Genomic DNA, 20,234 nt, shown 5'->3' with positions numbered 1-20,234 from the left:
TCCACGGGCTATCCGAAGGCCACAACATTGGCGTCGCCGTCCACCTCCCAAGATTCTTCTAACCCCGCCTCATAGCCCTCGTGAGCAGGTCTGTGAGCGTCCGGGCCGAGACGCTCAACGGCCCGCTCGTTCCTCAGACGGGCTCAACTAGATAGTGCCGCGACGACAAAATCGGAGATGAGATATCGTTCAGTCCTTCGAATTCTTGATCGCTTTCGCGTCACCTTCGGTGCTCGTGTCTTCACCCTGTAACAAGTCCTCCGCCTTCTCGCGGTCCTCGGGGTAGCCGACGTCGACGCGCCAGCCGTCCATCCGAATCGCGTCGATGGTCCGACCGCTCTGGATGAGGAGGTCGATGGCCTCGCTGATCTCGTACTCGCCGCGGTTCGAGGGCTGGACGAGGTGGCAGGCGTGGAAGATGGCGGGCGTGAAGGTGTAGAAGCCGGTCATCACCAGATTGCTCGGGGGGTTCTCGGGCTTCTCGACCACGTCCGTAATCTCGCCGTACTTGTTGGTGTTACACACGCCGTACCGCCCGGCCTCCTCGTAGGGCACCTCCTCGACGAGGAACGCCGCATCCGCGCGGTCCTCCTGCTGGCGGTTCACCACGTCGCCCAGATTCGCGTCGAAGACGTTGTCGCCCAGCATCAGCATGAACTCCTCGTCGATGTGCTCCTCGACCGTCAGGAGAGCGTGAGCCAGCCCCTTCTGCTCGCGCTGGTGGGCGTAGGTCATCGGGATGTCCTCGAACGCGTCGCCGTAGTGGTCGATGATGTCCTGCTTGCGATACCCCACCACGACGACGAACTCGTCGGCACCCAACTCGGCCAGTTGCTCGAAACAGTGGGTCAGGATGGGCTTGCCGTCCACCTCGACCATCCCCTTGGGCTTGTCGTCGGTCAGCGGCCGGAGGCGCGTTCCCTTCCCCGCGGCTAGCACAACTGCCTTCATGTGCGTCGGACAGTCACCCGAGTGTTAAATAGCTTTAGAATCGGAGAATCCCGAATGCTCAAGGGACGGCGACTCGACCGTTCGGACGATGAACGTCAGCATCGTCGGTAGCGGCTACGTCGGGACCACGGTCGCGGCGTGTCTGGCCGACTACGGCCACGAGGTGACGAACGTCGACATCGACGAGGGGATCGTCGCGGCCATCGAGGCGGGCGAGGCACCCGTCCACGAACCCGGCCTCGACGACCTGGTCGCCGCGTACGGCGGCGACCGCCTGCGCGCGACCACCGACTACGCCGCGGTCCGGGACACCGACGTGACCTTCCTCGCGCTCCCGACGCCTTCCCGCGAGGACGGTAGCATCCACCTCGACGTCATGAAAGCGGGCGCTCGCTCGCTCGGCGAGGCCCTCGCGTCGAAGGACGACGACCACCTCGTCGTGGTCAAGTCCACCGTGATTCCGGGCACCACCGAGGACATCGTCGCCCCGATTCTGGCCGAGACCTCCGGGAAGACCCTCGATTCGGACCTCCACGTCGCGATGAACCCCGAGTTCCTCCGGGAGGGAAGCGCCGTCTCCGATTTCGAGAACCCCGACAAGGTCGTGTTCGGAACGCGGACCGACGCGGCCCGCGACCGACTCCGGGAGGTGTTCGACCCCCTGCTCGCCGACTCGGACGCCGCGGTCGTCGAGACCGGAATCCGGGAGGCCGAGATGATAAAGTACGCCAACAACGCCTTCCTCGCGTCGAAGGTCAGCCTCGTCAACGAACTCGGGAACATCTGCAAGGAGTATGGCGTCGACGCCTACGAGGTCGCCGAGGCCGTCGGCCTCGACGACCGCATCGGCGAGCGGTTCCTCCGGTCGGGGGTCGGCTGGGGCGGCAGTTGCTTCCCGAAGGACGTCGCCGCGCTCATCGCGGCCGCCCGCAATGCCGGGTACGACCCCTCCCTGCTGGAGGCCGCGGTCGACGTGAACGACGGACAGCCCGAGCGCCTGCTCGACCTGCTCGCATCTCACATCGACCCCGCCGACAAGCGAGTGGCCGTCCTCGGCCTCTCGTTCAAGCCCGGGACCGACGACGTCCGCAACTCCCGGGCCATCCCGGTCATCGAGGGGCTACAGAATCGCGGAGCGACCGTCGTCGCCTACGACCCGGTCGCGACCGAGAACATGCGCGAGCACTTCCCCGACATCGAGTACGCCGCCTCGGCCGCCGAGGCGCTCGAAGACGCCCACGGCGCGGTCGTCGTCACCGACTGGGACGAGTTCGCCGCGCTCGACCAGGCGTTCGACGCGATGGCCGACCCGGTCGTGGTCGACGGCCGCCGCATCGTCGAGCGCCGCGAGGGTATCACCTACGAGGGGCTGACGTGGTAGCTACGCGCCCACGCTGACGTTCCCGCCCTCGTGGACCTCGCTCTCGGACACCGTCACCGTCTCGTCGCCGACCGCGTACTCGCCGGGGTACGGCACGGTCACCGCGAACTCGCCGTCCGAATCGGCCTCGACGCTCCGCTCGTACTCGAACTGCGCGCCCTCGATGTCGACGGTCTTCTCGACGGTCACGGTCTCGCCCGCGGAGGCGGTCCCGGTGACGTTCGCGCCGGGCACGAGCGTGAACACCTTGACGGAGCCGTCCTCGCTGGCGTAGACCGCCCGGTAGTTGCCGACGCCGTCGACGCCCTCGCCTTCGCTCCCGTATCGGAAGTGCAGGCGTGCGTGCATCGACTCCTCGGGCGCGGGCCGGACGAGGTCGAGGTCCTTCGTGACGATGAACCCGACGTCGTCGTGCAGTTCATCGTACTTCTCCTCGGGGTTCGCCGAACTCAGGAACGACTCGTAGTTTCGGTCGGCGAACCCGTACGACCGCGCTTCCCCGTTCACGTAGTAGTTGTACACTCGGTTCCGGCCCCACTTGCTCAGCACGCGGTCCTCGGGGTACTCCCACTCCTGCTGGTCGGCGTACTCGCCCATCCACTGGGCGGCCTCGTACTTCTGGCCGTCTATCTTGACCTGCTCGTGGCGCACCGTGGTCTGCATCGCGCCCGCGCTCGCCACGAACAGGAATAACACGGCGAGCGTGACGAGCGTGGCCTTGCTGGGTATCCGGAGCGACGGCCGCTCAGCCGACGGCGTGCCGCCCGAGCGGCCGGTCTCCCTGCTGTCGAACACCGGCGGGGCGGTCACGTCGATTCGCGCCGCGAGCGCGACGAATCCCCACCCGGCCAGAATGGCGAAGAAGGGTGCGAGCTCGCCGACGAACCGGCGCTGGAGCGTCGCCAGCACGAGGAAGTACCACGCGTAGGTGGTCACGACCAGCCAGCTCGGTCGGTTGCCGTGATACGCCCGCCAGCTCGCGTACACGAGCACGGGAACGCCTAGGAGCCAGGCGAAGCCGAGTTCGAATATCGGGCCGAGTAGCGGACCGAGCGACCCGGCGAACATCGACTTGTTCTCCGCGATGCCAGTCCGGAAGAGGAGAAAATCGAGCCGCGAGTTCAACTCAGCGGCGTACGCCGGAAGAAACAGCTGGATGATTCCAAGACCACCCAGCGCGCCCGCGACCTCGGTCGTGCCGAGAACGAACGCGGGCATCTCGGCCCGGTGGACCGCTTCGCCGACGAGCGAGACCGCGACCACGCCGACCAACAGCAGGGCGGGCGAGTACGCGACCACGCCGGAATGCCACCCAAAGCCGGTGTGCGCGAGATGCGAGAGCACTGCCGCGAGCGCGACCCCACCAGCGATAGGTGCGTTTCCGGCCAGCGACGACCGACCAGCGCGAACGTCCGCCACCGTCCGCACCGCGACGTAGAGCCCGATAGCCGCGACGAGCAGCGGCCCGGCCTCCCACGCCAGCACCTGTCCGGCCACCGCGACGCCGAGGAGTCCCGCGAACGCCCACGTCGCGGGCTCGCGGAGGTCCTCGCGGTCCACGTCGGCGAGTCGGACCAGCGCGTAGGCGGTCGCCGCGAGCCACGGGTAGTCGAACGCGTGGTGGTCCGAGAAGCCGAGTCCCGTCCGGTAGGCGAACGCCGGGATCACCGCCAGCACCAGCACCGACGCGAGCGCGACCCGGTCGTCGCCGGTGAGCCGCTTCGCGATGGCGTAGACGAAGAGAGAGACCACGAGCGCCGAGACGACGGGGTACCACGCCAGTACGACGCCCGCGGCATCAGCACCGCCGAAGAAGTCAGTTATCCACCAGAGTGTAGCGACCATCAATGGTTCGCCATTCGCGACCCATCCCGGAAGATCGGAGAGGACGCTGAAGTCGAAGACGCCGTAGGCGTCCGACGTGAGGTATTCGACCCAGTAGCGATAGGCGTAGGGGTCGTTCGACGACAACAGGACGCCATCGGGACGGAGAACGTGGCCGACGAAGTACGCCCGCATCAGGACGACGAACAGCAACGCGCCCCCGAGCGCGCCCGCGGTCGTCTGTCTCTCCGACAGCGACACGTCCCCCGAGAGCAGGCCGGAGAGCGACGGTAGCGCGAGCGACGGCCGCTCGACGGACGGACGCGAGAGACCCTCCTCGTCGTCGGTCGGGTCGCCGTTCAGACTCGCGCGGACGGCCGCGGGGTCGGCGACCTCGTACTCGCCGTCGGACTTGACGACGATGTCCCGGGAGACGAGTTCGCCGAACGTCCCCGAGTCGAGGGGCACGTCGTCGAACGTCCAGCCGTCCTCGCGGTCGTCGACCGCGAGGACGTCGCGGAGGTCGGATTCGAGATCGGGTTTCTCCGCGAGGAGGTCGTCGGTCGCCTCGCGCACGTCAGTCATGAGAGGCGAATAACGTGATGGGTGCATAAAGCCTACGAACATCCGGTCCTAGAACACGAGTCGAAGGTCTTTGATTCACGCAACAGCGAGGTCCGCATATATCAACGTAGCGTTCGAATAGTATCGCATTTTCAGCCAGCCGTCTCCTCGCGTAATCGCGCAACAGTCCCAATTGACGGCGTCGGCTACCGAAGACACGAAGGCGACGTAGGCAGAAGACCAAGCTGCGATAATAACAAATCTTAACGGGGCGTACCACCTGTCTCAAAGGGATAGAAATGGACGAGATAGATTCAGAAATCGGCCCGCAAGAGAAGGACATTTTAGTGACCGGTGGCCGTGGTTTTATCGGCAGTCATCTTTGCCGGGTACTTGCAACACACAACGATATCGTGGTACTCGATGACGGTTCCAACCCCGCACCCGCGGCGGAGTATCACCCGGAGTCCGTCACGGTCGTCGACGGCGATGTTCGAGATGAACCACTAGTCGACGACCTCGTCGCGGAGACAGACATCGTCTTTCACGAAGCGGCCGAAGTGAGCGTTCAGCGTAGTATCGAAACACCGGGACGAAGTCACTCGGTGAACGTCGGTGGAACGCTGAACGTACTCGAAGCGGCCCGTACCCACGACGCCCGCGTCGTCGTCGCATCGAGTTGTGCTATCTATGGGTCACCTGAATCGGTTCCACTCTCGGAATCTCATCCCAAGCAACCCAATTCGCCGTATGGGCTAGAGAAACTCACCGTTGACCACTACACTCGACTCTACAACCGTTTGTACGACATTCCAACGGTTGCCCTCCGTTACTTCAACGTATACGGACCCGGACAGTCCGGCGGTGAGTACAGCGGCGTCGTCAGCATTTTCCAGGAACAAGCGAGAAACGGTGGCCCGCTCACCGTCGAAGGCGATGGCACGCAAACACGCGACTTCGTCCACGTAAACGATGTCGTTCGTGCAAATCTACTGGCGGCGACGACAGAGAGGGTCGGGACTGCCTATAACGTTGGAACGGGAACCGAGACGACGATTCGGGAACTCGCTGAAACGATTCGCGATATGGCGCAAACGGATGCAACAATCGTCCACCGCGACTCCCGAGAGGGCGACATCGAACGCAGTTGTGCCGACGTGTCGAAGGCTCACGAGGAACTCGATTACGAACCGACGGTCTCTCTCCGAGAGGGACTGGCGTCACTCGTCTAACCCGGTCTCAATTCGTCAAACGGGGGCGGTGACCGGACCGAAACCAATCGAAATCGGAACGAAAATTCGAACTGGCAGACGTTCTACGAGTTCTGAGAAGTGATAACGTCCATCACCTGATTCACCTCATTGGATTCGGAAGCGTTCACCCCGAAGTACAGTGAATCAGTGCGAGTCGGTCGCGGCAGAACTCCCGAGATATCAGTTCGAGTGGAGTGTTCGCCGAGAGCAAATTCGACCGCGCGCGGAGGAGAACTTACAAACCGTCGGTCCCATTATCCGCGTCATGGCCGAGACCGAGGGAGAGCCGGAGGTCGGCTTCGAGCTCAAGGAGCGCGCGATGGACGAAGCGCCCGTCGGGATCGTGATCTCCGACCCCGACCGCGAGGGCAATCCGTTGATATACGTCAACGAGGCGTTCGAGGACGTGACCGGTTACCCGCGCGAGGAGGTGCTCGGGCGGAACTGCCGGTTCCTACAGGGCGAGGAGACCGCCCCCGAGACCGTCGCGGAGATGGCCGAGGCCATCGACGCCGCCGAGCCGGTGTCGGTCGAGGTCCTGAACTACCGGGCCGACGGCGAAGCGTTCTGGAACGAGGTCACCATCGCGCCCCTCAGAGACGACGACGGCGAGGTCACGAACTTCGTCGGCTTTCAAGACGACGTCACCGCGCGCAAGGAGGCCGAACTCGAGGTCGAGCGGCGGAAGCGCGACCTCGAACACCTCGTGGGGCGAATCAACGGCCTGCTGAAGGACGTCACCGAGACGCTGATGCGCTCGACCTCGCGAGAGGAGGACGTCCGCGGGGTGACCGAGCGGATCGCCGCGGCCGACCCGTACGTGTTCGCGTGGTTCGGCGAACTCGACCTGGTCGCCGAGACCATCGTGCCGTCGGCGTGGGCGGGCGAGGGCGGTTCGGTCGAGGGAATCGAGATCGGCGTCGACGCCGACGACCCGACGGCCCGAGCGTTCGACGCCCGGGCGTTCCGCACCGCCGATGTCGAGGGCAGTGCCTGCGCCGGGCGGGTTCCGGACGCGCGGTCGATGGCCGCGGTCCCGGTCGCGTACCGGGATACGGTCTACGGCGTGCTGACGGTGTACGCCGACGGTCGCGACGCGTTCGACGAGCGCGAGACCGTCGTGATGGAGGCGCTGGGTCGGACCGTGGGGACCGCGCTGAACGCCCGAGAGAGCCGCCGGGCGCTCACCGCCGACAACGTCGTCGAACTCGAGTTCGAGGCGAGCGGTCCCGGACTGTTCTTCGTCGACCTCTCTGAGCGCACCCGTCGCCGACTCGAATACCGGGGGTCGGTGAACCGCGAGGGCGAGGGTCTCTCGATGTTCTTCACCACGGACGCCCGACCGTCGAGGATGGTCGACTCGGCCGCCGACCTCCCAGAGGTCGAACGCGCGGTGCTGGTCAGCGGCGACGAGGAGTCGAACCTCTTCGAGTTCCGAATCGCCGAGGGCTCGGTGGTCGCCGACCTGGCCGAGCGCGGCGTGCGGACCCGTTCGCTCGTGGCGGAAGACGGGGTCGGGCGGGTGGCGCTGGAGTTCCCGACCGAGATCGACTCGCGGGAGATCGCGAACCTGGTCCGGGACCGGGTTCCCGGGAGCGAACTCGTCACCTACCGGGAACGCGAGCGTCCGGCCACCACGGAGGGGGAGTTCGTCGCGCGACTGGAGGACCGACTCACCGACCGGCAGGTCACGGCCCTGCAGAAGGCCTACCTCGGCGGCTACTACGACCCGAACCGCTCGACGACGGGCGACGAACTGGCCGAGTCGATGGACATCTCGCGGGCGACGTTCCACCAGCACCTCCGGGCGGCCGAGCGCAAGCTGATCGGCGAGCTCTTCGACGAAGTACCTGACTGGTGAGGTATAGCTTTCTGGTGGGTGGGTCTCGTCGGTGTACGCCAATGGAGCCATCGGCCCGGCCCACTGCCCCCAACCCCGACCGCGTCGAGGGCTCCCGGAACGAACCCATGCCGAACTGTAATCACTGCGAGAGCTACGTTTCGAACGCGTTCGCCCGGGTCTTCGCCGACGAGCGCGGGCGGATACACGCCTGTCCCGACTGCGCCGCGAACGCGGGCATCGCCGAGGTGGCCCTGAGCAGGGCCGAATCATGACCGGCGGCGCGCCGGTGCGCCCAGTCCCGCGGAGCCGCGGGACTGGGCGCGCTCGCCCGACCCGGCCGACGCGGAGGCGGCCGACCCGACCGAGACGGAGGCGAGAGAGATGGTAACGGACGAGCAACTCCGGGCGAGCAGGGCGATACAGCGCCGGACCGGCCGGACCTTCCACGTCGCGACCCGGTTTCTCCCCGAGCGTGCGCGCTACCCGACGTACGTCCTCTACGCGTTCTTCCGCGTGGCTGACGAGGTCGTCGACGACCCCGACCCGGGTCCCCCGGAGGAGCTTCGGGCCGAGCTCGCCCGACTGCGCGAGGCGGCGACGGGCGAGCGAGAGACCGACGACCCGGTGCTCGCGGCGTTCGACGAGATGCGCGAGCGCCACGGCATCCCGGACCGGGAGGTCGAGGAGTTCGTGGCCGCGATGGAGGCCGACGTGGAGCCCGACGGTTACGACACCTACGAGGACCTCAGGAGCTACCTCCGGGGGTCGTCGGTCGCGGTCGCCTACATGATGCTCGCCGTGATGGACCCCGAGGACTCGGAGGCGGCCAGACCCCACGCGAGGGCGCTGGCAGAGGCGTTCCAGCTGACGAACTTCCTCCGGGACGTCCGCGAGGACGTGACCGAGTACGGCCGCATCTACATCCCGCGCGAGACCCTGCAGGCCCACGGGGCCTCGACCGACGACATCGCCGACCTGCGCCACTCGGCGGGCGTCACGGCCGCCGTGCGCGCAGAGCTCCGCCGGACCGAGGAGCGCTACCGCGAGGGCGTCGCCGGAATCGAGTACCTTCCGGAGGACTGCCAGTTCCCCGTGTTGCTTTCGGCGGTGCTGTACGCCGAGCACCACCGACTCATCCGCGAGCGCGGCTACGACGTGGTCTCCGCGACGCCGAGCCTCGGTCTCGGCGACTACCTCCGGGTCCTCGCGCGGACCTGGTGGCACTGGCGGCGCGAGCGCGACCCCGAGGCGGCCTTCTACCGGGCGAGCGCGGTTTCGCGAGAGGCCGAGACCGACTCGGACGCCGAAACCGACCCGCCGTCGGCGACGCCGACCGAACCGGCGGGCCACCGGCTCGGACGAGCGCTCCGGAGTCCGCTGGGACGGGCCGTCGACATCCTCCGGTCGTAGCGGCCGAGCGACGCGCCGCGCGACTCCGAGTGGGTTACGATATCGCTCCATCACCTCCACCTGCCGAAACTCGCCGAGGCGGAACTGGTCACGGTCGCCGAAACCGACGAGTGGAAACGCATCGCGTTCGCGGGCGCGTCCGAGAGGGAGGGCGCGCTGTCGGACCTGCTGGCGATAGACGAGACGAGAATCGAGTGAACCGCCTCGGCAGTCGGACCGGCGTCGAGTCCTCCGGACGCGAGCTACGGGAGAACGAGCGTGAGCGCGCCACCGCAGGCGGGGCACTTCGGGGGGACCCCGCCGTCGGTTTCGACCGTGTAGTCGCAGTCGGTACACGCACAGCGGTCGGAGCGCCCGCGTCCCGAGGCGGCGTTCGAGTGGGGGTCGGCCGTCGGGTGGTCGAATCCGATGGGCGGCGAGGTGCTCGCAACCATACGCGAACGTAGGGCACGGACGCCTAAATACCTTCAAACGGATTATACGGCCGCAACGATACATGAATTCCGGTAATACCGGACCGGCCGGTCACTCGCCGCCGACCGGAAAGACCCATCTGGCCCGAGCACCTGCGATGGATATGCCCGAGACGATTCGAGGACAGGTCCTCCACGTCGTCCCGCCCGACGAACTCGACGAGCACGAACTCACCGACGACCTGCAGGCGCTCGCGGAGTCGCGGTACGTCCTCGTCTGCCGGAAGGGCGGGTCGCCCTCGTGGGTCGAGCGCGTGCGGTCGTTCCTCCTCCGACGACCCATCGAGCCGGTGACGCTCGTGGCCGAGACGGCCCCGAGCGAGGGCGAGGAGGTGACCGCGACCGTCGAAGAGACGGCGGTCGCGGGCGTCTACGAGGCGACCGACCTGCGGTGACCGGCAGTTCCCGTCGGATGCAGAGGCCGCCGACCGCCGTCGCACCGACCGAAAGGGATTTTCTCCGCGTCCGATAACGCCGGGTATGTCCTCGACACCGACCGCACACCACGTCGGCGTGACGGTGACCGACCTCGACCGCGCGGTCGAGTTCTACCGCGAGGTCCTCGACCTCGACGTGCTCGACCGGTTCACCGTCTCCGGCGGGGCGTTCTCGGATGCCGTCGGCGTCGACGGGGCCACCGGGAACTTCGCCCACCTCGACGCCGACGGCGCGCGCATCGAACTCGTCGAGTACGACCCCGAAGGGCGACCCCGGTCGGCCGAGACCGTGAACCAGCCCGGCGCGAAGCACCTCGGATTCGCGGTCGACGACCTCGACGCCTTCTACGAGGGGCTCCCGTCGGACGTGGAGACCACGAGCGAGCCCCGGACGACGGCGAGCGGGACGAAGATTTTGTTCCTGCGCGACCCCGAGGACAACCTCGTCGAGGTCGTCGAGGCGTAGGAACCCGACCGACCCGTCTGTCAGGAGAGAACGCTTATTCCGGAGCGTACTAATTCCCCGCATGCAGAGACTTCGGCCGGTATCTGTCATCCCGGGGCTGGCATCCCCCGACCACTGCCCCCAACTGGACCTCGACTCGGACCCCGACGCTCGGCCCGGCGGAAGACGGCAAGACTGACGGGGCAGTCCGACATTTATATCGCTCCGACCCAATATCGAGGAGAGATACCAAATGCCACGACTGACGGGCGGACAGGCGGTCGTCGAACAGCTCGAACGGGAGGGCGTCGACGTGGCGTTCGGCATGCCCGGCGTCCACACGCTGGACATCTACGACGCGCTGCTCGACAGCGACATCGACCACGTCACCACCCGCCACGAGCAGGGCGCGGGGTTCATGGCCGACGGCTACGCCCGGACGACGGGCCGGGTCGGGGTCGCGCTGGTCATCACCGGGCCCGGACTGACGAACGCCGCGACGGCCATCGGGCAGGCGTACTCGGACTCCTCGCCGATGCTCGTCATCTCCAGCCAGAACGAGACAAACGAGGCCGACCGCGGGAAGGGCTACCTCCACGAACTCAAGGACCAGCAGGCCGCGATGGACAGCATCGCGGCCTACAGCGAGCGGGTCGACCGGGTGGCCGACGTTCCGGCCGCCGTCGCCGAGGCGTTCGAGTACCTCGAAACCGAGCGGCCGCGTCCGGTCCACCTCCAGATTCCGACCGACGTGCTGGCGCGCGAGGAGCCGGTGAGCCTCCCGAACCGGGACGCCCCGCGAGGAGGCGGCGAATCGGCGGCTTCCGCCGCCGATTCGCCGACCGACGACGGCCCCGACTCGCTGACCGCCCCGGTCGACGCCGAGCGACTCGACGCGGCGGCCGACCGCCTCGCGGCGGCCGACCGCCCCTGCTTCTGGTCGGCGGGGGCGCGTCGGGCGCGGCCGAGGAGGCGCGCCGCCTCGTCGAGACGACCGGGATTCCGGTCGTCTCGACGGTCGCCGGGAAGGGCGTCGTTCCCGCCGACCACCCGCTCGCGCTCGGCGCGACCCTCGGCGAGGAGGCGGTCGCGGCGTTCGTCGAGTCCCGGGACCTCCTCCTCGCGGTCGGCACGGAACTCAGCCCGCGTGAGGTGCGCGACGTCGAACTCCCCGAGAATCTGATACAGGTCGACCTCGACTACGCCAACCTCGGGAAGACCTTCCCCGTCGAGATCGGCGTCGTCGCCGACGCGGCGGTCGCGCTGGGCGAACTCGCCGACCGGGTCGAGGCGCGGGGCGTCGCGTTCGGCGACGCCCCGCGCGAGGCGGTCGCCGACCTCCGGGCCGACATCGAAGTCCCCGAGGACGAGCGCGACGACCGCCACCGCATCCTAGAGACGCTGCGGGCGGCGCTCGACGACGACGCCGTGGTGGTCAACGACATGACGAAGGTGTGCTACGAGGCCAAGAGCGAGTTCCCCGCCTACGAACCCGACACCTTCCTCTTTCCCAGCGGCTACGGCACGCTCGGGTTCAGCCCGCCCGCGGCGTTCGGCGCGGCGGTCGGCGACCCCGACCGGCAGGTGGTGTCGCTGGTCGGCGACGGCGGCTTCCTGTTCACGGTCCAGTCGCTCGCGACCGCGGTCCGGTACGGCCTCGGGGTCCCGGTCGTCGTGGTCAACGACGAGAGCTACGGCATCCTCGAAGACGTTCAGCGCCGCGACTACGGCCGCATCGTCGGCACCGACATCGAGAACCCCGACTTCGTCGCGCTGGCGCGGGCGTTCGGCGCGGCCGGAGCCCGCATCGACGCGTCGGCGGTCGAAGCGGAACTGCCCGCGGCGCTCGACGAGGCGTTCGCGCGCGACCGGCCGACGGTCGTCGAGATACCCGTCGACTTCTGACCATGGCCGAGGACACGCCCACGACGGACGACGACGGCGGCCGACCCGGCGCGTTCGACCACCTGTTCACGCCCGCGGTCCGGGACGGCCTCGGCGAGGCGGGCTACGGGAGCTGGCGGGCCATCGACGCCCCCGACGCGGTGTCGCTGAGCTTCGGCTTCCCCTTCCCGGAGTCGTTCCCGAACGACGAACTCGCGGCGGCCGCCGAGGCCGTCTTCGAGGCGGAGGGCGGCGCGGCGATGCAGTACGGCGGCGGCGAGTACGCCGACCGACTCGCAGAGGCAATCGCCGAGCGCGAGCGCGACCGGGGCATCGACTGCGACGCCGGGAACGTCCTGCTGACCAACGGCGCGACCCACGCCATCGACGTGGTCGCCCACGCGTTCCTCGACCGCGGCGACCACGTCTTCGTGGAGGCTCCGACGTTCATGGGGACGCTGAAGCTGTTCGCGAACTACGGCGTCGAGGTCGCGGGCTTCGAGACCGACGACGAGGGCCTCGACGTCGGGGCGGTCGCGGCGGAACTCGAATCCCGGACCGCCGAGGGCCGACCCCTCCCGAAGCTACTGTACACGATTCCGACGTTCCAGAACCCCACCGGCACCACGCTGTCGCGCGACCGGCGCGAGCGCCTGCTCGACCTCGCCGAGGAGTACGACTTCGTCGTGGTCGAAGACGACGCCTACGGCGACCTCCGGTACGGCGGCGACGACGTTGCCCCCCTCAAGGCGCTCGACGAGACGGGGCGAGTCGTCCGCGTGGGCACCTTCTCGAAGACGGTCGCGCCCGGCGTCCGGACCGGGTGGATACTCGGCGACGACGAGCCCCTCGACACGGTCGGGCGGATTCGGGCTGGCGGGACGAACACCTTCACCCAGAGCGTCCTCGGGTACTACTGCACCGAGGGCGGGTTCGAGGGGAACGTCGCGGAGCTACGCGCGGCCTACGAAAAGCGCCGGGACCACATCCTCGCGTGCCTCGACGACCACATGCCCGAGGCCGCCGAGTGGACCGACCCCGACGGCGGCTTCTTCGTCTGGGTCGAACTCCCCGAGGGAATCGACGCCGAGGAACTGCTCCCGAGAGCGGCCGATGAGGGAGTCACCTACCTCCCGGGCGAGATGTTCTTCCCCGACGACCGGGGCGAGAACGGCCTGCGGCTGTCGTTCAGCTACGTCTCGCTCGACGAGATGGAGCGGGGAATCGAGGCGCTGGCCCGGGCGACGCGGTCGGCGCTCCGAGAGCGCCGACCGCGGTAGCGCGGGCGGTGTCGGGCCGCGACCGCGATAGCGCGGGCAGTGTCGGGCCGACCGGTCGGCCCGACACCGCAGACCGCCCGAACCCCTCACTCGGCGGTCACGTCGAACGGCGGTTCGGCCTCGGGCGGGAGCGGCGTCTCGTAGCTCCGGTCGCCGGTCGTCTCGTCGAACTCCTCGTTCGCGCGCTCGACGAGGTCCGGGTCGTCGAGCAGGTCGTGGACGGTTCCCCCGAGCACCTTCGCGGCGTACACCGCGCCCTTCTCACCGAAGTCCCCGTTCGCCGCGGTCGCCTGCCACGTATGGGCGGGGGTCCCGACCGCCCACGTCGCCGCGCGGAACTGGGCGGTCGGGGTGATCCAGCTCACGTCGCCGACCTCGGTCGAGCCGCCGCCGACCTCGCCCTCGGCGTGTGGCGGGACCGGTTCGTCGTAGAGCGCTGACTCGCGCATCGCCTCGGCGTGTTCCTCGGGGAGGTCTTCGAGGCTCGACTCGACCTGCTCGTCGGGGATGGTCTCCTTGAGGTCGGCCGCGAACGCGCGGTCCTCGTCGTCGTACCCCACGGGACCGAGCTCGCGCATCGTCTCCCAGATGACCTCGCTCACGGTCGGGTTCGCGAGGTAGTCCCAACAGCCGGTGATGTACCGCCTGTCGACCTCGGTCCGGGTCATCGCGGCGGCCGCCTCCGCGATGTCGGTCACCCAGTCGGTGAGACGGTCGACCTCGGCGCGCTCGGGCGCGCGGACGTAGTACCAGACGGTCGCCTCCGCGGGGACCACGTTCGGGGCGTCCCCGCCCTCGGTGATGACGTAGTGGATGCGGGCCGACTCGGGGACGTGCTCGCGCATGTACTCGACGCCCGAGTTGAGGAGTTCGACCGCGTCGAGCGCCGACCGCCCCGACTCGGGAGAGGCCGCGGCGTGGGCCGAGACGCCCTCGAAGGTGAACTGGACCGAGTCGAGCGCGAGCGACGAGCTCACGTCGGGCGTGCTCTTGGTCGAGGGGTGCCACGTAACCGCGGCGTCGAGGTCGTCGAACGCGCCGTCGCGGGCCATGAACACCTTCCCGACCAGCGTCTCCTCGGCCGGACAGCCGTAGAACCGGACGGTCCCGGTCAGGTCGCCGCGCTCGATTGCGCGCTTCACCCCTACCGCCGCGCCGACGCCCGCGACGCCGAAGAGGTTGTGCCCGCAGCCGTGACCCGGCGCGCCCTCCTCGACGGGGTCGCGCTCGGCCGAGACGGTCTGGGAGAGGTCCGGCAACGCGTCGTACTCGCCCAGAATCCCGACCGTCGGGTCGCCGGTTCCGTAGGAGGCCACGAACGCCGTGGGCATCCCGCCGACGCCGACCTCGATTTCGAAGCCCTCCGCTTCCAGTCGGTCGATAAGCACCTGCGCCGACTCCTCCTCGTGGAGGCCCAGCTCGGGCGTCTCCCAGATTTCTCGGGCCATCGACCGGAGTCGCTCGCGCTCGCTCTCGACCGCCTCGTACACGTCCGATTTCGCCATGGTCTCGGATGGCGCGGCGGGACCATCAACGTTGGCTCGGCCCCCTCGAACTTCCGCGGACCGCACACTTATGGACGAGCGAGTGACAACCACTACCATGTCACGGACCACGGTCTCGGCCGACGACGGCATCGTCTACGAGTTCTCGCCCGACCTCGACGCCGCCTACACCGCCGCCAGCGGCGAGTCGCTCACGATAGAGACGGTGGACAGCCTCGGCGGGGCGGTACAGGCGGAGTCGGACGTGATCGACGAGGTCCCCGACGAGGTCAACGGCGCGACCGGCCCAATCGCGGTCGAGGGGGCCGAACCCGGCGACGTCCTCGCGGTCCACGTAGAGGACGTCCGCGTCAACGAGGACCGCGGGCGAGTCACGACGATTCCCGGCTTCGGCTTCCTCCGCGAGGCCGACGACATCGAGGAACCCCGGAGCCGCATCACCCCGGTCGAGGGCGACGGCGACGGGGAGACCATCGACTTCGGAGGGCTGAGCGTCGACATCGACCCGGTCATCGGGACCATCGGGGTCGCGCCCGAATCCGAGTCCTACACCACGCTGGTCCCCCACGACCACGGCGGGAACCTCGACACGACCGACGTCACGACCGGTTCCACGGTCTACTTCCCCGTCTTTCAGGAGGGCGCGATGCTCGCGATGGGCGACTCGAAGGCCGCGATGGCCGACGGCGAGATGTGCGGGACCGGCGCGGAGATCGGCACCGACATCGACGTGACCCTCGAACTCCTCGATGACCCCGCGGTCTCGCTCGACCGACCGCTCGTCGACACCGGGAGCGCGTGGAAGACGGTCGCGAGCGCCGAGACCCTCGAAGACGCGTGTCGGCTGGCCCACCGCGACCTGCTCGAACTGCTGGGGCGCGAACACGGCTTCGACGCGACCGACGCCTACATGTTCGCCAGCCTCGTCGGCGGGCTGGAGGTCAGTCAGGTGGTCGACCCGCTCGTGACCGCGCGCAACGCGATTCCGAGCGAGTACCTCTCCGAGCCGTTCTAGCCCCTCTTTCGGGGCGTTCCGATCTCTTTCGGGGCGTTCTGGTCCCTTTTCGGGGCGTTCTGGCACCTCCCCGGGCCGTTCCGAGCGCGACCCGCTCGCTCGGCGAGCGGGTCGCGCGCACCACCAACTACAACCCTCCCCCGTCTCTATGCCTCGGTATGCGGAACTACGACATCGCGAGCGTCTGGGGCATCCCGATTCGGATCAACATCTCGCTCATCGTCTTCCTCCCGGTGCTGGCGTGGCTCATCGGGAGCGGCGAGCAGATCGCGTTCTACGCCGACATCATCGACGGCTTCGCGCCAGCGACCCTCGACCGCGACGCGCTCGCGGCCGGGAACACGCCGTGGCTCGTCGGGTCGGCCGCGGCGGTCGGCCTGTTCGCCAGCGTAGCGGTCCACGAACTCGGCCACGCGTGGGCCGCCCGCCGGTACGGCATCCACACCGAATCCATCACGCTCTGGTTGCTCGGCGGCCTCGCCAGCCTCCAGTCGATGCCCCGCGAGTGGAACCGCGAACTGTGGATCGCGCTCGCCGGACCCGCCGCGAGCGTGGTGACGGCCGCGGCCTGTTACGCCGTCGTGCTCGCGTTGCCAGGGTCGGTCCCGGTCGCGACGTTCGTCTTCGGCTGGCTCGTCGTCACCAACGTCGTCCTCACGGTGTTCAATCTCCTCCCGGCGTTCCCGATGGACGGCGGCCGGGTCCTCCGGGCGCTGCTCGCGCGCTCACAGCCCTACGCGACCGCGACCCGGACCGCCGCGCGCATCGGGTCGCTGTTCGCGCTGGGGTTCGCGATTCTGGGCGTCCTGTCGTTCAGCCCCCTCCTCCTCCTGCTCGCGCTGTTCGTCTACGCCGCGGCCACCAGCGAGTCCCGGCTGGTCGCGCTCGACGCCCTGCTCGACGGCGTCACCGCCGCCGACGCGATGACCGCCGGAGTCGAGGGCGTGGCGGCCGACGAGTCGATATCGGCCCTCCTCGACCGGATGATGACCGAGCGCCGGACGACCTACCCCGTGACCGAGGCCGGGTCGGTCGTCGGCGTGGTCTCGCTGGGCGACCTCCGGGCGAAGCGAAACCGGGAGGCGACCACGGTCGGGCAGGTCGTCGACGCGGAGGTCCCGCGGGTCGAGCGCGACCTGCCGCTGTTCGAGGTCATCGCGCTGATGAACCGCTCGGGGGCCGACGCCGCGGTCGTCGAGGAGCGCGGGGAAACGGTCGGCGTCATCACCGCGGCCGATTTGGCGACCGCGTTGCAGGTGCGCCGCGAGGCGGGGAGCCTCGTCTCGCCTCGGGCCGCGATGTGAGCCGCGACCTCAGAGGGCGTACTCGTGGTACTCTCCCTCGCAGGGCGGCCCGCGCTGGCCGAGCAATTTCCGCTCCTGCAGGTCGATGACGATGCTCGCGTTGGTCTGGCCGTACTCGACCTCCGGGAGCGACTCGTCGACGTGACTGCAGATGCTCGACGGCCTCCCGAAGTGGTCCCGGAGCGCGGCCCGGACGGCGGCCGAATCGACGCCTCCCGCGTCGGCGTCCTCGGCGAGCAGGCGTCGCAGGCGCTCGGCCCGGTAGAGCGTGCTCGGCCCGCGCTTCTCGTTCAGGCTCTCGACGGCGTCGGTCTCGAAGTGGTTGGCGTGCGCGAGGACGCCCTCCTCGGGATACACCGGATTGACGAGTCCGGGCGCGGCTTCGAGGTCGATGACCTCCCCCTCGGCGTGGCCGACGAGGACGTTCGCCGAGCAGACCCGGTCGGTCTCCAGTATCGGGGCGAGCGCGTCGTCGAACCGGTCGGCGTCGAGCACCTCGCGGAACCGGACGTGGTAGGGCTTGCGGAACTCGTTGCGGCCGTCCTCCGCGGAGATGAGACCGTTGACCGCGAGGCCGATACCGTGCTCGTTGACGCCGACCTTCCCGCCGACGATGCCCGCCTCGGTCATCGCCAGCAGGTCGGGCGCGTCCTCGCGGCGCAACTCCATCAGGAAGAGATTGTCGGCCACGGGCGCGAGCCAGTCCCAGTTCTGTCCGACGTAGGTCGTGCCGTCGGCGGTCGCCGAGGGGAGCACGCCGAAGCTGGTGCAGCCGTCGACCGGCGGCGAGCCGCCGGTCGACGGCGGGGCTCCTTCGCGAGTGGTCTCTTCGTTCCCCGTCTCTCCCGTCTCTCCCGTCTCTCCCCTCTCTCGCGCCCCTTCGTTCTCTCGCGTTCGTCCCTTCTCTCGCTCCTCGCTCTCCGCCCGGTCCTTCCACGCGGGGTAGATGACCTCCCACCGGACGTTGAGCATCGCCACGTCGGCGAGGGGAACGTCGCTCCCTTCTGCGACCCCGCGCATCTCCGCGGCGTACTCGGGGTTGTCGCGCTCGATGACCTCGACGTAGTCGGCGGCGTGGTCCCGAATCCCGTCCACGTCCACCCCCTCGTGGGCGAACCGCTCGCGGTACAGTTCGACGTTGGACGCGACCGCGTCGGCGAACCGCTCGCCGTGTTCGCGCCCGCGTTCGTGAGGCGTGCCTGTCAATACCACGCGCTCGAACTCGGCCATGGGGGAGATGGGGTCGGCCGGGGAGATAAAGGTTCGAGTGGGGGCAACCGGAGGCCCGAAACCGGGGCGATAAGTGGCCAGGTGCCCATCTCCGAGGTGACCCCTCCGAATGCCCGCCACCACCTCCGAGACCACCGCCCCCTCGACGATTCCATGGGGGTCGAGCGCGCTCTACGTCATCCTGTCGAGTTCGCTCATCGGCGTGATGGGCGTCTCGCTCATCAGCCCCGTGCTACCGGACCTCCGGGCGGTCTTCGGCGTCTCGGACGCGCAGGTCGGACTGGTCATCACCGCCTACACCCTGCCCGGCGTCTTCCTGACGCCGTTCATCGGCCTCGTCGCCGACCGGGTCGGCCGCAGGCGGGTCATCGTCCCGCTGTTGTTCGTCTTCGGCCTCGCGGGCGCGGGAATCTCGGTCGCGGGGAGCTTCGCCGAGGTGCTGGCCCTCAGATTCCTCCAGGGGGTCGGCGCGAGCGCGCTCGTCACGCTCGCGGTCACGCTCATCGGTGACTTCTACGAGGGCGGTCGCCGGAACGCGGTCATGGGCCTCAACGGCAGCATGATCGGCACCGGCGCGGCGGTCTACCCTCTCGTCGGCGGGGCGCTCGCCGGAGTCCGGTGGAACGTCCCGTTCGTCTTCTTCGGCGTCGCCGTCCTCGTCGGCCTCGTCGCGGTCGTGGCGCTCGACGAACCCGAGACGCGGGAGGCGACCGGCGTCCGGGAGTACGTCGGGCGCATCCGCGACGTGGTCCTGCTCCCGGAAGCACTCGCCATCTTCGCCGCCATCTTCGCGGCGTTCTTCGTGTTCTACGGCGCGGTCCTCACCGCGCTGCCACTCCTGCTCAGCGACGAGTTCGGCCTCTCGGCCGAGCAGATCGGGCCGGTGCTGGCGATGGTGTCGGTCGCGAGCGCGACCGTCTCCTCCCAGTACGGCCGGGTCTCGGAGTGGCGGACCGCGCCCGAGCTCCTCGCGCTCGGGTTCGTCGCCTACGGGACGAGCCTGCTCGGCGTCTGGCTCGCGCCGTCGCCGGTCTTCGTCGGCGCGTCGCTGCTCGCGTTCGGCGTCGGCTTCGGCATCGTGATGCCCTCGGTCGACACGACCGTCGTCACACTCGTCTCGGGTCGGCTCCGCGCGGGGATGATGGGGATGCGGACCAGCATGCTCCGACTCGGCCAGACCCTCGGCCCGGTGTCGTTCACGTTCGTCGCCGAGACCGCCTTCGCCTCGTCGCTGGCGGGCTACCGGGTCCTCCTGCTGGTCTCGGGACTGGTCGTCGTGAGTTCGGGCGTCGCCGCGTACGCCCTCGTGCGGCGGTAGGCCCCGGGTGTCGGTCTCCGTCCGGAGCGCCCGCCAAGCGCCGTGGGTTCCGAGCGAGACCCGACGTGTTCTCGTCGAACCGACACGTTTATGCGGTGGCGTCGTAGCGTTCCGAAC

At 68.7% G+C, this 20,234-nt stretch carries 17 protein-coding genes and 1 pseudogene; 13 read left to right on the top strand and 5 right to left on the bottom strand.

Annotated elements, in window-relative coordinates; genetic code table 11:
• Positions 1-189: 189 nt before the first annotated feature.
• Positions 190-951, bottom strand: coding sequence for a UTP--glucose-1-phosphate uridylyltransferase AglF (gene aglF / locus NGM10_RS11655; RefSeq protein ID WP_253478935.1), 762 nt, complete (start codon positions 949-951; stop codon positions 190-192).
• 88 nt (positions 952-1,039) lie between these two features.
• On the opposite strand from aglF, the gene aglM reads away from it, so the two are divergent.
• Positions 1,040-2,332 carry a UDP-glucose 6-dehydrogenase AglM gene (gene aglM / locus NGM10_RS11650; RefSeq protein WP_253478933.1) on the top strand — a complete coding sequence of 431 codons (1,293 nt, stop codon included), beginning with the start codon at positions 1,040-1,042 and terminating at the stop codon, positions 2,330-2,332.
• Here aglM and NGM10_RS11645 read toward each other — a convergent pair whose 3' ends face one another.
• Positions 2,333-4,741 (bottom strand): STT3 domain-containing protein, encoded by a 2,409-nt coding sequence (locus NGM10_RS11645; RefSeq protein WP_253478931.1) that lies wholly within the window; start codon positions 4,739-4,741, stop codon positions 2,333-2,335.
• 278 nt (positions 4,742-5,019) lie between these two features.
• Between NGM10_RS11645 and NGM10_RS11640 the strand changes: the two genes are divergently transcribed.
• From NGM10_RS11640 to NGM10_RS11625, 4 genes are all read left to right on the top strand, one after another.
• Complete coding sequence (locus tag NGM10_RS11640) at positions 5,020-5,952, top strand: NAD-dependent epimerase/dehydratase family protein (protein WP_253478929.1); 933 nt, start codon at positions 5,020-5,022, stop codon at positions 5,950-5,952.
• A gap of 286 nt (positions 5,953-6,238) precedes the next feature.
• Positions 6,239-7,834 carry a bacterio-opsin activator domain-containing protein gene (locus NGM10_RS11635; protein ID WP_253478927.1) on the top strand — a complete coding sequence of 532 codons (1,596 nt, stop codon included), beginning with the start codon at positions 6,239-6,241 and terminating at the stop codon, positions 7,832-7,834.
• A gap of 107 nt (positions 7,835-7,941) precedes the next feature.
• Positions 7,942-8,088 (top strand): DUF7563 family protein, encoded by a 147-nt coding sequence (locus tag NGM10_RS11630; protein ID WP_438267169.1) that lies wholly within the window; start codon positions 7,942-7,944, stop codon positions 8,086-8,088.
• A 109-nt stretch (positions 8,089-8,197) separates the two neighbouring features.
• Complete coding sequence (locus NGM10_RS11625) at positions 8,198-9,226, top strand: phytoene/squalene synthase family protein (RefSeq protein WP_253478924.1); 1,029 nt, start codon at positions 8,198-8,200, stop codon at positions 9,224-9,226.
• A 242-nt stretch (positions 9,227-9,468) separates the two neighbouring features.
• On the opposite strand, the gene NGM10_RS11620 is transcribed toward NGM10_RS11625, so the two are convergent.
• Entirely contained in the window at positions 9,469-9,660 is a 192-nt protein-coding gene (locus NGM10_RS11620) for a hydrogenase maturation nickel metallochaperone HypA (RefSeq protein WP_253478921.1), read from the bottom strand.
• A gap of 143 nt (positions 9,661-9,803) precedes the next feature.
• Here NGM10_RS11620 and NGM10_RS11615 point away from each other — a divergent pair, with 143 nt between their 5' ends.
• From NGM10_RS11615 to NGM10_RS11595, 5 genes and pseudogenes are all read left to right on the top strand, one after another.
• Positions 9,804-10,094, top strand: coding sequence for a DUF7526 family protein (locus tag NGM10_RS11615; protein ID WP_253478919.1), 291 nt, complete (start codon positions 9,804-9,806; stop codon positions 10,092-10,094).
• Positions 10,095-10,179: 85 nt separating this feature from the next.
• Positions 10,180-10,602, top strand: coding sequence for a VOC family protein (locus NGM10_RS11610; protein ID WP_253478917.1), 423 nt, complete (start codon positions 10,180-10,182; stop codon positions 10,600-10,602).
• 232 nt (positions 10,603-10,834) lie between these two features.
• Positions 10,835-11,188: pseudogene (locus NGM10_RS11605) on the top strand (thiamine pyrophosphate-binding protein); the annotation flags it as partial.
• A gap of 206 nt (positions 11,189-11,394) precedes the next feature.
• Positions 11,395-12,486: a thiamine pyrophosphate-binding protein gene (locus NGM10_RS11600; RefSeq protein ID WP_368408669.1), complete on the top strand. Its 1,092-nt coding sequence runs from the start codon at positions 11,395-11,397 to the stop codon at positions 12,484-12,486.
• Positions 12,487-12,488: 2 nt separating this feature from the next.
• A complete protein-coding gene (locus tag NGM10_RS11595; RefSeq protein ID WP_253478915.1) occupies positions 12,489-13,745 on the top strand; it encodes an aminotransferase-like domain-containing protein in 1,257 nt (418 codons plus the stop codon).
• Between the two features lie 86 nt (positions 13,746-13,831).
• On the opposite strand, the gene NGM10_RS11590 is transcribed toward NGM10_RS11595, so the two are convergent.
• Positions 13,832-15,250, bottom strand: a complete 1,419-nt coding sequence (locus tag NGM10_RS11590; protein WP_253478913.1) for an amidohydrolase — start codon at positions 15,248-15,250, stop codon at positions 13,832-13,834.
• 97 nt (positions 15,251-15,347) lie between these two features.
• Here NGM10_RS11590 and NGM10_RS11585 point away from each other — a divergent pair, with 97 nt between their 5' ends.
• The gene (locus tag NGM10_RS11585; protein ID WP_253478911.1) at positions 15,348-16,265 is read left to right on the top strand and encodes an acetamidase/formamidase family protein; all 918 of its coding nucleotides are present in this window, start codon (positions 15,348-15,350) and stop codon (positions 16,263-16,265) included.
• A 158-nt stretch (positions 16,266-16,423) separates the two neighbouring features.
• The gene (locus NGM10_RS11580) at positions 16,424-17,569 is read left to right on the top strand and encodes a site-2 protease family protein (RefSeq protein WP_253478909.1); all 1,146 of its coding nucleotides are present in this window, start codon (positions 16,424-16,426) and stop codon (positions 17,567-17,569) included.
• Positions 17,570-17,578: 9 nt separating this feature from the next.
• Here the strand turns inward: NGM10_RS11580 and NGM10_RS11575 are convergent, their stop codons facing one another.
• A complete protein-coding gene (locus tag NGM10_RS11575) occupies positions 17,579-18,799 on the bottom strand; it encodes a C45 family autoproteolytic acyltransferase/hydrolase (protein ID WP_253478907.1) in 1,221 nt (406 codons plus the stop codon).
• Positions 18,800-18,908: 109 nt separating this feature from the next.
• Here NGM10_RS11575 and NGM10_RS11570 point away from each other — a divergent pair, with 109 nt between their 5' ends.
• Complete coding sequence (locus NGM10_RS11570; protein ID WP_253478905.1) at positions 18,909-20,117, top strand: MFS transporter; 1,209 nt, start codon at positions 18,909-18,911, stop codon at positions 20,115-20,117.
• Positions 20,118-20,234: the final 117 nt, after the last annotated feature.

The organism is Halorussus salilacus, from assembly GCF_024138125.1.
Taxonomy (GTDB): Archaea; Halobacteriota; Halobacteria; order Halobacteriales; family Haladaptataceae; genus Halorussus; species Halorussus salilacus.
The sequence above is the reverse complement of the archived record's forward strand: the minus strand, read 5'-3'. Positions and strand labels throughout refer to the sequence as shown.